The organism is Pseudomonas sp. JY-Q (assembly GCF_001655295.1).
Taxonomy (GTDB): domain Bacteria; phylum Pseudomonadota; class Gammaproteobacteria; order Pseudomonadales; family Pseudomonadaceae; genus Aquipseudomonas; species Aquipseudomonas alloputida.
Genome location: NZ_CP011525.1, coordinates 3463809 through 3476866 on the forward strand (window position 1 = coordinate 3463809; position 13058 = coordinate 3476866).

The 13058-nt window shown below is 64.7% G+C and carries 12 protein-coding genes; 1 reads left to right on the plus strand and 11 read right to left on the minus strand.

The features are described 5' to 3' along the window. Nucleotides 1-3: 3 nt before the first annotated feature. The 8 genes from AA098_RS15715 to xerC all read right to left on the minus strand — a co-directional run bounded on the left by AA098_RS15715 (nt 4) and on the right by xerC (nt 6129). Nucleotides 4-678, minus strand: coding sequence for an urease accessory protein UreF (locus AA098_RS15715; RefSeq protein ID WP_014756407.1), 675 nt, complete (start codon nt 676-678; stop codon nt 4-6). Then, nucleotides 678-1223 carry a HupE/UreJ family protein gene (locus tag AA098_RS15720; RefSeq protein WP_003253925.1) on the minus strand — a complete coding sequence of 182 codons (546 nt, stop codon included), beginning with the start codon at nt 1221-1223 and terminating at the stop codon, nt 678-680. Before AA098_RS15720 ends, AA098_RS15715 begins: the two co-directional genes overlap by 1 nt. An 18-nt stretch (nt 1224-1241) precedes the next feature. Continuing rightward, on the minus strand, nt 1242-1745 hold the full coding sequence (gene ureE / locus AA098_RS15725; protein ID WP_003253926.1) for an urease accessory protein UreE: 504 nt from the start codon (nt 1743-1745) through the stop codon (nt 1242-1244). A 9-nt stretch (nt 1746-1754) separates the two neighbouring features. Continuing rightward, nucleotides 1755-3458, minus strand: coding sequence for an urease subunit alpha (ureC, locus tag AA098_RS15730; protein ID WP_003253927.1), 1704 nt, complete (start codon nt 3456-3458; stop codon nt 1755-1757). Continuing rightward, nucleotides 3455-3772, minus strand: coding sequence for an urease subunit beta (locus tag AA098_RS15735; RefSeq protein WP_003253928.1), 318 nt, complete (start codon nt 3770-3772; stop codon nt 3455-3457). Before AA098_RS15735 ends, ureC begins: the two co-directional genes overlap by 4 nt. Before the next feature lie 19 nt (nt 3773-3791). Beyond that, a complete protein-coding gene (locus tag AA098_RS15740) occupies nt 3792-4094 on the minus strand; it encodes an urease subunit gamma (protein WP_003253929.1) in 303 nt (100 codons plus the stop codon). Between the two features lie 9 nt (nt 4095-4103). After that, nucleotides 4104-4937 carry an urease accessory protein UreD gene (locus AA098_RS15745; RefSeq protein ID WP_064614704.1) on the minus strand — a complete coding sequence of 278 codons (834 nt, stop codon included), beginning with the start codon at nt 4935-4937 and terminating at the stop codon, nt 4104-4106. 277 nt (nt 4938-5214) lie between these two features. Continuing rightward, a complete protein-coding gene (gene xerC / locus AA098_RS15750) occupies nt 5215-6129 on the minus strand; it encodes a tyrosine recombinase XerC (protein WP_064614706.1) in 915 nt (304 codons plus the stop codon). Nucleotides 6130-6344: 215 nt separating this feature from the next. Between xerC and AA098_RS15755 the strand changes: the two genes are divergently transcribed. Beyond that, nucleotides 6345-7526, plus strand: a complete 1182-nt coding sequence (locus AA098_RS15755) for an NnrS family protein (protein WP_064614708.1) — start codon at nt 6345-6347, stop codon at nt 7524-7526. A 99-nt stretch (nt 7527-7625) separates the two neighbouring features. Here the strand turns inward: AA098_RS15755 and AA098_RS15760 are convergent, their stop codons facing one another. The 3 genes from AA098_RS15760 to AA098_RS15770 all read right to left on the minus strand — a co-directional run bounded on the left by AA098_RS15760 (nt 7626) and on the right by AA098_RS15770 (nt 12966). Beyond that, on the minus strand, nt 7626-9887 hold the full coding sequence (locus tag AA098_RS15760; RefSeq protein ID WP_064614710.1) for an ATP-dependent DNA helicase: 2262 nt from the start codon (nt 9885-9887) through the stop codon (nt 7626-7628). After that, nucleotides 9884-11533, minus strand: a complete 1650-nt coding sequence (locus AA098_RS15765; protein WP_012052578.1) for a VRR-NUC domain-containing protein — start codon at nt 11531-11533, stop codon at nt 9884-9886. Before AA098_RS15765 ends, AA098_RS15760 begins: the two co-directional genes overlap by 4 nt. Before the next feature lie 125 nt (nt 11534-11658). Next, nucleotides 11659-12966: an MFS transporter gene (locus tag AA098_RS15770; protein WP_003253935.1), complete on the minus strand. Its 1308-nt coding sequence runs from the start codon at nt 12964-12966 to the stop codon at nt 11659-11661. Nucleotides 12967-13058: the final 92 nt, after the last annotated feature.

Consider the following 13058-nt stretch of genomic DNA (forward strand, 5'->3'; position numbering starts at 1 on the left):
TCCTCAGGAACGGAACAAACGGGTGTATTGGGTTTCGTGACGCGATGAAGCGATGGCCAGCAGCGGCAGGCCGCCGCCGAGCTGGCCATCGCCCAGGGCCAGCGCCTGGTCCAGTGCAGCGGGCAAGTCGGCGCCAAGGTCGCGCAGCAAGGTCTGGGCAGCCTGTTGGCCGAAGGGCACCAGCTTGACGCCAGCCATGACCGCGCCCTCCAACCAGGCAAAGCCATGGCCCAATGCCAGCTGGCGCAGCGGGATGGCCCAGTGTGCAGCCAGCCAGGCCATACCGCCCAACTGGGTCAGCTCAAGGCTGGCGCGCCAGGCCGGTGCCTGGCCCAGTTGCCAGCCGTCGAGCAACCGCGCCAGCGCTGCGCCGCGCTGCTGTTCTTCCAGGCGCAGCTCGGCGGTTTCGCGGTTGGCCAGCAAGAACCGGCTCCAGTGACCGAACGCTTCGGCGTCCTCAGCCTGGCAGGCGTGGTACAGACGCGCCAGCACCGGCCAGTCGAGGCAGGCCAGGGTGTCGTGAACCTGCTCACGCTGCCAGCCGACAAAACTGTCCACGCCCCGAACCCAGCCGGCCTCGACCGCCCACTCCAGGCCTTGCGAATAGGTAAAACCACCCACCGGCAAGCCGGGGCTGGCCAACTGCAGCAGGCGCAGCAGCGCCAGGTCGCTGTTCATCAACCGGCCAGCACCAGCGCGGCGCCGGCCAACAGGCCACCGCCAAAGGCCTTCTGCAGGCCGCTGTGGCGGCGCAGCAGGCAACCGACTGCAAAGCCCGCCGCCAGCAGCAAGCCGCTGACCACGACAAACCCCGCGCTGAATTGCCAAAACGCGCTCGGCGTGGCTTCTACGCCATGTGCCCAACCATGGAACAAGGCGAACACCGGCATGGCCATGGCCAGCAGCGACTGGCGGCTCGGCAGCAGCACCGCCCCGGCAGCCACCAGCAGCGACACGGCAATCAGGGTTTCCATGCCCAGCACATCGCCGAACAGGTGACCGCACACGGCGCCACCGAACATGGCCGCCAGGGTCGCCAGGGGCAATGTCAGGTTGCGCCGGGTCAACGCGGCGAGCACGCCGGTGCCCAGCAGCATCAGCAGGTGATCAAGCCCGGTCAGCGGGTGCAGCAGGCCGTCCTGCAGCGGGTTGCTGTCATGGCCCGGATGGGCGAAGGCTGGCAGTGCCAGCATCAACAGAAACAGGGCGAAAGTCTTTTTCATCGGTTGCTCCAGGGCAGTTCAGGAATGGGCAGGCAGGCGTACGAACGGGTGATCGTGGCCATGGGCATGACTGTGGCTGTGGCCATGCGGTGCACTTTGGTAAGCGCCCGCTTCAGGCTCGAACGGGGCCTGTTCGGCCTCTACCGTCAGGCCCAGCCCCCGCAGCATGTCGTCCAGCACATGGTCGTGCTGGAAGCGCAACAGTCCGGGTTCGATCTGCAGCGGCACATGGCGGTTACCCAGGTGGTAGGCGGCGCGGGCCAACAGGTGTGGATCGGCACAGCGCACCGTCGACACCGCCTCGGGCGCCGCCAGCACGCGGATCAGCTGGGTGCCCTCGGCATCGGCCAGCAATTCACCTCCGCGCAGCAGGTGGCCGCGCTCCAGCATCAGCCCGGCTTCGCGGCCATCGTCCAGGGTTACTCGCAGGCGGCTCTTGATACGGCTGTCCACGTCAAGGGTGACAGTGCCACTGACAACCCGCGTGCCGGGTTCGGAGATACGGCGGCTCAAGACAATCATTTGTGCTCCTCAGAACAGGAAATAGCGCTGGGCCAGCGGCAGTTCGCTGGCCGGTTCGCAGACCAGCAGCTCGCCATCGGCACGCACCTGATAGGTCTGCGCATCGACTTCGATCAGCGGCTGCAGGGTGTTGTGGACCATGTCCGGCTTGCGTACCCGCCGGCAGCCGTTGACCACGCCAATCAGGCTGCGCAGGTTCAGCGCCTCGGCCAGCCCGCGGTCCATTGCCGCCTGGGGCAGGAATGTCATGCGTGTGGCATGCCGAGCCGCCCCCAGCGCGCCGAACATCGGCCGATAGTGCACCGGCTGCGGGGTGGGAATAGAGCCGTTGATGTCACCCATGGGCGCAGTGACGATCATCCCGCCCTTGAGCACCAAAGCCGGCTTGACCGCAAAGAACGCTGGCGACCACAGCACCAGGTCGGCCAGTTTGCCGACCTCCACCGAGCCCACTTCGTGACCGATGCCGTGGGTGAGTGCCGGGTTGATGGTGTACTTGGCGATGTAGCGCTTGACCCGGAAGTTGTCGCTGTATGGGGTGTCCGGTGCCAGCGGCCCGCGACGCAGCTTCATCTGGTGCGCCACCTGCCAGGTGCGCAGCACCACCTCGCCAACCCGGCCCATGGCCTGGGAGTCGGACGAGGTCATGGCAAAGGCGCCCATGTCGTGGAGGATGTCCTCGGCAGCGATGGTTTCGCGGCGAATGCGCGACTCGGCGAAGGCCACGTCCTCGGCGATGCTCGGGTCCAGGTGGTGGCAGACCATGAGCATGTCCAGGTGCTCGTCCACGGTGTTGATCGTGTACGGCAGGGTCGGGTTGGTCGAGGATGGCAGCACGTTGGCCTGCCCCGCCGCACGGATGATGTCCGGGGCATGGCCGCCACCGGCACCTTCGGTATGGAAGGTGTGGATGGTGCGGTCGCCGATGGCCGCCAACGTGTCTTCGATACAGCCCGACTCGTTGAGGGTGTCGGTGTGAATCGCCACCTGGATATCCATTTCCTCGGCCACGCCCAGGCAACAGTCGATGGCTGCTGGCGTAGAGCCCCAGTCTTCATGCAGTTTGAGCCCGACAGCACCTGCGGCAATCTGCTCGCGCAGCGCGTCCGGCCGCGAGGCATTGCCCTTGCCCAGCAACCCGATGTTGATCGGCAAGCTGTCGGCGGCCTGCAACATGCGCGCAAGGTACCAAGGGCCGGGCGTGCAGGTGGTGGCATTGGTGCCAGTGGCCGGCCCGGTTCCACCGCCGATGAACGTGGTGACACCGCTGTTCAATGCCTCGTCCACCTGCTGCGGGCAAATGAAGTGGATATGCGAATCGACACCCCCGGCAGTGACGATCTTGCCCTCGGCCGCGATCACCTCGGTCCCCGGCCCAACCGGCACGTTCACGCCCGGCTGCACATCGGGGTTGCCGGCCTTGCCGATCACCGCAATGCGTCCATGCTTGATGCCGATGTCGGCTTTGACAATGCCCCAGTGGTCGATGATCAGCGCATTGGTCAACACCAGGTCCATGGCCTCGGCCGCCAGCATCTGGCCCTGCCCCATGCCATCACGAATAACCTTGCCGCCGCCGAACTTCACCTCTTCGCCGTAGATCGTGAAGTCTTTCTCGACCTCCACCCACAGCGCAGTGTCGGCCAGGCGCACGCGGTCGCCAACCGTGGGGCCGAACATGTCGGCATAGGCCTGACGGGAAATACGGCTCATGCCCTGCCCTCCAGCGCGCCCATCACCTTGCCCTGAAAACCATAGACCTCACGCTTGCCGGCGTACGCCACCAGTTGCACGGTACGCGCCTGACCCGGCTCGAAGCGCACGGCAGTGCCGGCCGGGATGTCCAGGCGAAAGCCCAGGGTTGGCGCACGGTCGAATACCAGCGCGTCGTTGACCTCGTAGAAGTGGTAGTGCGAGCCGACCTGCACCGGCCGGTCGCCATGGTTGGCCACACTGACGCTGACCGTTTCTCGGCCACTGTTCAACTCGATGTCGCCCGTGGCGACCTGGATTTCACCTGGGATCATGCGACGCTCCTTGGCGGTTTCAGACGATGGGGTCATGCACGGTCACCAACTTGGTGCCATCCGGGAAGGTCGCTTCGACCTGCACGTCGTGAAGCATCTCAGCGATACCGGGCATTACCTGCTCACGGGTCAGCACTTCACGCCCCAGGCTCATCAGTTCGGCGACTGTGCGGCCATCGCGGGCGCCTTCGAGCACCGCGGCACTGATCAGCGCCACGGCCTCCGGGTAGTTGAGCTTCAGGCCACGGGCCAGACGCCGCTCCGCCAGCAGCGCGGCAGTGAACAGCAGCAGTTTGTCTTTCTCTCTCGGGGTAAGCTCCATGGCGCTCTCTCAGGTAGCCCAGATACGCGGCGGACAGGCTGGCAGGCCGAGGATGGCCGGGCGCAGCACATGCCACAGGCGTTGCAGGGTGCGTTGCAGGTGTTGGTTGTCATGGTCGAGCACGCGGATCACCAGCAACGACCCGAGCAGGGTCGCACCGGCCGGGTTGCCCAGTTCATCGAGTAGCGGGCGCACCTGCTCCAGTACTGCCTGATCGGCAGGTGCGGCACAAAAGGTGGCGAGTAGCGGATGCCCACCCAGCTTGCCCAGGTGCCCGCCTGCGAGCCGCAGGCGCTCATGCAGGCCAACTTCGTCAGGCAGTTCGATGTGCAAAAGGCTGTCGAGGGCGCCGTGGCCGAAACGCTCGTTCATGACCGGACGGCCCAGGCACAGGGTTTCCCAGGCCAGCAGGCGGGCGCCCGGCTCGAGGGTAAAACGGCTGGCGAGGCTGGCGCGGGCGCCGGAGAAGAAGATGCTGTCCTGCGGCAGCCACTCCAGGGTGCTGCCCGTGGCCATGTGGAAGCGTTGGGTCAACCGCGCGGTCGGGCCAATGCTGCGGTAGAACTTGCTGGCGCCGGGCATGGTCAGCAGCGCGTGGCTACCCGGCTCCAGGTGAATGTCCAGTTCCAGGCGGTCGCCGGCGACGATACCGCCCGGCGGGTGCAGGACATAGACATGGCACGGCGCACCTTCAGGATAGAAAGGCCGCTGCACCAAAAGAGGTCCGAAATGCTTCCACGCACCAAGGCGGGTCACGCCGTCACGCTGCACAAAGCGCAACTGCAGGTGAGCACTCCAGCCTGCATCGTCTTGCTGTTGTTCGATCTGCTCCGCGAGCGACATCCTGCGGCCCCTGAAATCCGTGGCCTGCTGGCCGTTTAGAGGGTCCGGCGCGGGCGCCTGCTAGCGCGCACGGCCTGACCACTCGATCAAATTCGCAGGCTGGATATAGCAGGTTGCGGGCCAACTTCGCAGGTGAACGATGATGAAACCTGTGCGGTGCCCGCTCTGGCATCGGGCACGCGGGGGAATGGCGCACAAAGCAGGGGCGTGTGTCGGCCCTGTTTCGGTGCCGGCATACGTGAAAAGGGGGCTGCTTTGAGCCCCACAATATCAAGCCTCAGTAATCGAAGCGGTCCACGGCACGCCGACGCTCGTTGTCATCACGCCGGTCATAGATGGCCGTAGTCTGGATATTGGCATGGTGCGCCAGCTTCTGCGCAATCGACAGGTCGTGCTCTTCGATCACCCGGGTAATGAATGCCCGGCGAAAATCGTGCGGCATGATCTTCACCCCCACCTGCGCGCCGCGCTGGCGGGCAATGTAGTAGATCGCATGCTTGGTAATGCGCGCCCGGGTAATGTGGTTGCCGCGACGGATGCGGTTGAACAGGAACGGGTCATCTTCCGCCCCGGCAGGCAGGTCCTGGCGGCGCAGTTCAAGCCAGGCCTGCAGCTTCTCGAACGCCCACGGCGGTGCGTACTTGACCAGCTGGTGGTTGCCCTTGCCCACTACCTGCAGTCTGCGCGCCTCGAAGTCGACCTGGTCGAGGTCGATGTCGACCGACTCCGACTTGCGCATGCCGGTGCCGTACAGCAAGGCAATGATCGCCGCATCACGTACCCCCTGTGGCCGCGGGTCGGCGGCGCACACATCCATCAGCTCGCGGATCAGGCTGCGGCGCAGGTTGCGCCCTGGCGGCAGGCGGCTGCCCGTGGCGGGCTTGACCTCGCGAATACGCAACAGCTGCTCGTGGTCGATCAGGCCCTGACGCCAGGCCTCGTTCATCACCCCGCGAATCGCGTTGACGTACAGCGACGAGCTGTTGGGCGCGTAGCCATCGGCACGCAGGGCAGCCACCAGTGCAATCACATGGCCCGGCTCGAGCCGATGCCAAGGCACATCGACAATGTTGCAGTCGACAAAACCTAGCCGGTCGGCGGCGTCCTGAAGAATGTAGCGCATGGTTTGCTGGCTGGATGGGGCCAGACGGGCCATGTACTGCAGCAGCGGATTTTTCGAGAGGTCGGACAAAACGTGAATCCTGTAGCGAAGCGTCAGCCGGCACTGAACCAGGCAAACCCTGAAGCAAGTCAAAACGACATACAAGCCAGTCTGAATGACCGCAATACGCGCGTGTCATTCGGACCCTGAGAAGTGCCATCACCTTGATATTCAAGGGCTTTGCAACTGGCACGGATCGTGATCTTACCCCAATTGAAGCCTACTGAACGAACCAAGGACTGCCCATGCTCGTGCAACCCACTGCTTCACGCCCACGCCAAGCCGTCTGGAGCCTGGGTTTTCGCCCGTTCTTCCTGGGTGGCAGTTTGTTTGCGCTGATCGCCCTGCTGTTGTGGGCCGGCGTACTGGCTGGGGCACTGGCCCCTGCACCGCCCGGGGGTATGCTCGCCTGGCACCGCCACGAGATGCTTTACGGCTTCGCCGCCGCCATTATCGCGGGTTTTCTGCTGACCGCCGTGCAGAACTGGAGCGGCATCCCAGGCTTGAGCGGGCGGGCGCTGCAGGGTGTGTTCCTGCTTTGGCTGCTGGGGCGGGTAAGCTGGTTTATGCCACTACCGGGTAGCTTGCTGGTACTGGTCGAGGGCAGCTTCCTGCCATTGGTGGCATTGAGCCTGGCACGACCGATCCTGCAACGGCGCCTGCGCAACAACTACCCGATCGTCGTACTGGTGCTGTTGATTGCCGCCTGCCAGTGGCTGACCTTGGCCGGCTGGTTACACCAGGACGAACTGTGGCAGCGTCGTGGAATATTTGCCGGGCTGTGGCTGGTGACGGCGATGATGACCGTACTCGGCGGCCGGGTCATACCATTCTTTACCCGCCGTGGCCTGGGTTACCTTGACGCGGCCCCTGCCCGCCCATGGCTGGACCGAGCCTGCCTGTTGCTCGGCGTCGCAGTACCGCTGGCGTTTGCCACCGGCCTGGCCGATACGCCGCAAGCAAGCCTGGCGGTGCTGTTTTTTGCCTTGTTCGCGCTGCATGCGACCCGACTGATGCTGTGGCACGACCGTGGCCTGTGGCGCGTACCGTTGCTATGGTCGCTACACCTGGCCTACGCCTGGCTCGCCCTGGCCTGCCTGGGCATGGCGTTGTGGCATAGCGGGGTGGCCCTGAGCCCGAGCCTGGTGACCCACGCGCTGACCGTTGGCGCCATGACCGGGCTGATCCTGGCTATGATGGCGCGGGTCAGCCTGGGCCACACCGGCAGGCCATTGCAGGTGCCGACCAGCATTGCCTGGGCCTTTGCCCTGATGCAACTGGCGACCTTGGCCCGGGTGATTCTGCCGCTGTTCACATCGCTGGGGGTAAGCGTTTCGGCACTGTGCTGGAGCCTGGCGCTGTTGCTGTTCCTGCGCCATTACCTGCCCATCCTGCTGCGGCCCCGGGCAGACGGAATGCCCGGTTGACGTGCTTGGGCCGCCGTGCGGCGGTGTGCCATGAGGGGAACTTGGTGGGTGGTTTGCTCACCCTCCTGACTGCGTCTGATCGCCCAAGGCGAAAGACCGCTAGACAATAGCCGCCGCCCACCACCCTGGAAACATCTGCTGCACCCGGGGCTCGGCGAAGCGTTCGTCAATCAGCACCAGTACGCCGCGGTCCTGGTCACCTCGAATAACCCGGCCCGCCGCCTGGATCACCTTGCGCACGCCCGGGTAGAGGTACGCGTAATCGAAACCCGCGCCAAATTGCCGCCCCAGGCGCTGTTTGAACTGCTCGTTGACCGGGTTGACCTGAGGCAGCCCCAGGGTAGCGACAAACGCACCAATCAGCCGCGTGCCGGGCAAATCCACCCCTTCGCCGAAAGCGCCGCCCAATACGGCAAAGCCCACACCTCGGCCATCGGCGACAAAGCGATCGAGAAATGCCTGGCGAGCTGCCTCGTCCATGCCCGGCTCCTGTGACCACAGCGGAATCTGCCCATGCTGCTCGGCCAACAGCCCTGCCACCTGTTGCAGGTATTCGAAGCTGCTGAAGAACGCCAGGTAGTTACCCGGCATGCGCTCATACTGCCGGGCAATCAGGTCAACGATCGGCGCCAGGGAGGCTTGGCGCTGCTGGTAACGGGTGGACACCTGGCTGGCAATGCGCACCTCCAGCTGTTCGGCACGGAACGGCGCGGCCACGTCCAGCCAGGCGGTATCGGCTGGCATGCCCAGCAGGTCGCTGTAGAAGTGCCGTGGGCTCAACGTGGCGGAAAACAGCGTCACACTGCGCGCCGCCTGCATGCGCGGTGCCAGCAGCCGCGCCGGGGTGACATTGCGCAGGCACAGCGTGGCCAGCCGCCGCTTGCGCGGGCCCTGGCGTTGGCTGATGTCGAACAGAAAGTGCTCGTCGAACAGCTCGGCAACCCGGCAGAACTGCAAGGCCTGATAGTAGAACTGCAACACCTGGGGGTCGATGTGCGTGGGGGCCTGGTTCATCTGCTCCTGAATCACCCCGACGCACTGCTGCAGGGCGCGCAGCAGGCCTTCAGGCAGCGACTCACTGGCCTGGTACGGCGCACGCTGCTCTTTATACAGCGCGTTCCACTGCCTGTTCAGGCGGTCCAGCGCACTGACCAGCCCAGGCGGTTTGCTCTGGCGCAACGCCAGCAGCTGGCCCTGGTCAAGGCTGGCGCTATACATGCCGCGCCCCCGCTCGACCAGGTTATGCGCTTCGTCCACCAGTACTGCCACTCGCCACTGGTTGAGCTGGGTCAGGCCGAACAGCAAAGCATGCGCATCGAAGTAGTAGTTGTAGTCGGCGACCAGCACGTCGGCCCAACGCGCCATCTCCTGGCCCAGGTAGTACGGGCACACCTGGTGCGCCAAAGCCACTTCACGCAGGTTGGCGCGGTCGAGCAACGGCAGTGCTGCTGCAGCCTCGCGCGCAGCCGGCAAACGGTCGTAGAAACCTGCGGCCAATGGGCAGGACTCACCATGACAGGCCTTGTCCGGGTACTCACAGGCTTTGTCGCGGGCGATCAACTCCAATGTGCGCAGGGCAGGTTGCGGCGTGGCATCGGTGATCTGGCGCAGGGCATCCAGGGCGAGTGCCCGGCCTGGTGTCTTGGCGGTGAGAAAAAACAGCTTGTCCAGCTGCTGCGGCACCATGGCCTTCAGCAGCGGGAACAAGGTACCAAGGGTTTTGCCAATGCCGGTGCTGGCCTGGGCCATCAGGCAACGGCCGGTGCTCACCGCCTTGTACAAGGTTTCAGCCAACTGCCGCTGGCCCTTTCGGAACTGTGGGTAGGGGAAACTCAGCGCCAGCAGGCCTTGGTCACGGTCGGCCAGGCGTCGTTGCTGCGATCGGGCCCAGCCCAGAAAGCGCTGGCACTGGGTTTCGAAGAAGGCCTGCAGCTCGGCAGCCGAACAGTGCTCCGTGAACAGCGTCTGGCTGTCGCTGTCCACGTCGAGGTACACCAGCGCCACCTCGATGGCGGGCAGTTGTCGTGCCTGGCACATCAACCAGCCATAGACCTTGGCCTGCGCCCAGTGCAACTGACGGTGATTGGCCGGTTGACGCGCCAGATCGCCACGGTGCGTCTTGATCTCTTCCAGGCGATTGCTGCCAGGGTCATAGCCATCGGCGCGGCCCCGCACCCTGAGGGTTTCGAACTGGCCTTCAAGGGCGATTTCCGACTCGTAGCCAGCAGCCCGCCGTGCCACCACCCGCTGATGCCCTTCGATACCCTCCTGGGCGGTGGGCGATGGCGTGAAGCGCAGGTCCAGGTCGCCGACCTTGGCGCTGAACTCACACAAGGCGCGCACCGCTACGCTGTAGCTCAAGGCGTTTCGCTCCAGCGCACGTGGCACACCGCGACCGGCAGGCCGTGCTGCCTGCAGAACTCCAGCCAGCGCAGCTGATTGTCCTGCAGGCGGTCACCGGGCCCCTTGACCTCGACCATGCGATAACGGCCCTGCTCGGGCCAGAACTGAATCAGGTCGGGCATGCCGGTACGGTTGTTGCGAATGTCCTGCAACAGGCGCAGGAAACATTGCTTGAGCGCCGCGGCCGGCAGGCAAGCCAAGGCCTGCTCCAGCAGTTCCTCGCTGAGCATGGACCAGAACACGAACGGTGACTGCAGCCCCTGTTTGGCCACGTAGCAGTCGAGAATCGCCTGGCGATGGCTACCCTCGTCGAGCCTCCCGAGGCAGCGTTCGAACAGTGCACTGCGCCGTTGCTGGAAGTCGCTGTCGTGCAGGTCCTGTGGCGCGGCCTGGAACGGGTTGAAGAATGCGCCGGGCACCGGGGCGAAGATGGCCTCCCAGCACAACAGGCCAAACAGGCTGTTGAACAGCGTGTTTTCCACGTAATGCGCCTGCCCCCCCTCTTGCATCAGGTGCTGACGCACGGCTTCTTCAACGCCCAGTGCAGCGTCCCCGCGGGGCAGTTCGAGCTCGATCAGTTCCAGCGGCGTGGTGCGCTGGCGCCGCTGTGGCGGGCCGCCGAGTTTGCGCGCCAGGCGTGGCAGCATGCGCTGCAGCGCCTGCACCTCCAGCGCGTTGGCAGGTGCCGCAGCCAGTTGCACCGCCAGTGCATGGGCCTGGTGCCACTGTTCGGTGCGCTCCAGCACCCTCACCTGGCGAATGCGCGCCTGGGGATGGTTGCATTGCGCATACACCGTCGTGGCCAGGTCCCATTCACCCAGGCGTTCGCATTGTTGGCCCACAGCGAATTGCAGCCGCGCATGGCGCCGGGCCAGCCAGGGGTTGCTGCTGTGCAGGCCCTGCAGGGTGGCAAGGATCGGCAGGGGGTCGCCGCCCTGCTCCAGGCGCTCGGCGCACTGGTGCAGCGCCATGGCCAGGTCGACATCGTCACGTTGCTGCAAGGCACGCGAATCGGAGCTGAACGGCACCTGCTCGTAACGCAGCAAGCCCAGGTCGGCAAGGACGAAGTCTGACCAGTCCTGGTACAGGTTGCCGAAGAACAGCAGGCGCATGCGGTCGCACAGAGGTTGCAGGCACCACTGGAGGATGCGCACCTCGCTGTCAGGAAACCACTCGACCAGTGACCGGGCTGCCAGCGCCAGGGGTTGCAGCTGTGCCAACAACTCATGCTTGGCCGCGCGCGGGCGGTTCAGTTGCCGGGCGAAGCAGCGGGCCAGTTCTTCCTTGCGCAGCAACGCGAACAGCTGTTCAAGGTCCAGTTGCTCGGGCTCCCGTACCCAGCCGAGGGCCAGCAACGGCTGCAGCGCCAGCGCAGTATCGCCGATTTCGGCGTAGTCGAGCCGATCGCTGCGAAACAACTCGCCTTTGCGCATCACCATGCGCACCATCAAGGCCTGGGCTGGCGCTTGCAGTTGACTGAAGGCACGGATGAAGGCCAGTTCCTGGTCATCGAGCAGGTCCTGGTAGCGCTGTTCGACCCACAGCACGACCTGGCGGAAGTTATGCAGGTAGTAGAACGGGTCGTCGACGGAATGGGCGATCACGGGCGGAAGTCAGATGGCGGCAACAGGCACTGTTTATACATACAGATACCCCTCCATGACAAGCGCCGCGGGTCGCGTCACAATCAACCAAGGGTTCAGGGGCTGCACTGCAGCCCCCGTAGCGTTCACGCCTGTTCAGTTGCGCCAGCCATCCCGCCTGCCTCGACCTTGGCACTGCCAATGGGTGCCTGTAGCAGCAGGAAGTACGCCACCGCCGAGCACAGCGCCACCACCGCGCTGATCATGAACGCTGTGGTGAACGAGCCCGAGTACTGGATGCTGAAGCCCGTCGCGATCGGTGCCACCGAGCCTGCGATGTAACCGCCGAAGTTCTGGATCGAGCCAAACGAGGCCACGCGCTGGCTGTCGACAATGGTGTTGACGATCATCCAGGCGGTGGCACTGGCCATATTGATGCTGAACAGCGCCAGGCAAAGCAGCATGATGCACCCCGTCAGGCCGGTGACGAACGACAGTGGCAAGGTGAACAGCGCTGCCAGCACCAGGCCAGTGATGACACTGAACTTGCGGCTGCCCAGCACGCTCATGCCACGCCTTACCAGCCAGTCACAGAAGCGCCCGGCAACGATGGTACCCGCCGCACCGAAGCCATACGCCAGCGACACCACCCAGGCGGTCTTGTACAGGTCCAGGCCATGCTCGCGCTCGAAGTAGCCCGGCAGCCAGGTCAGGTGCAGCCAGAGCATGTAGATCACCCCCATGAAACCCAACACCGCGCCCCAGGTACTGCGGTGCTTGAACAGATCAAGCCAGCCGGCAAAGTACGAAGCCTTCGGCGCGGTTACCGTGGCGGCCGCAGCCTGGCGCTCACTCGGCAGCGGTTTGCCTTCGGCGGCAAGCTCTGCCAGAAAACGGGCCTTGCTCTTGTAGAAGGTCAGCCAGCACAGCGCCAGCACCACGCCGATCACGCCGGTGATGATGAACATGCCGCGCCAGCCAAAGTTGACCATGAACAGCGTCAGCAACGGCGGCGCCAGGCAGGGGCCAAGACAGGTCGACGACCAGACCACACCGGTCGGGGTGCCGCGCTCGTTGGCGTCGAACCACTCCGACAATGCTTTGGCCGCCGATGGGAACATCGGCGCCTCGCCAATCCCCAGCAACACCCGCAGGCCCATGAAACCGGCAAAACTGTTGACCATGCCAAACGCCGCCTGGGCAACCGACCAGCCCAGCAACGAGGCGCCGAGGGCGATCTTGCTGCCCAGGCGGTCGATGATCATGCCCATTGGCAACTGGGCAAAGGCATAGGCAATGGAAAACGCCGACAACAGGATGCCCATCTGCGACGGGCTGATCATCATGTCTTTCTGGATGGAGGTGTTGGCGATCGACAGCGCACTACGGTCCAGGTAGTTGACGATGCCGATCAGCAGCAGGAACACGACGGTAATGCGCTGGTACTTCTTCATTGGGTTCATGTGATGACCTTTATTATTATTGTTGCCGCGCTGTCAGCGCCTTGACGATCCCTCGATGATGCTGCGCCCCTCCCTGACGCAGC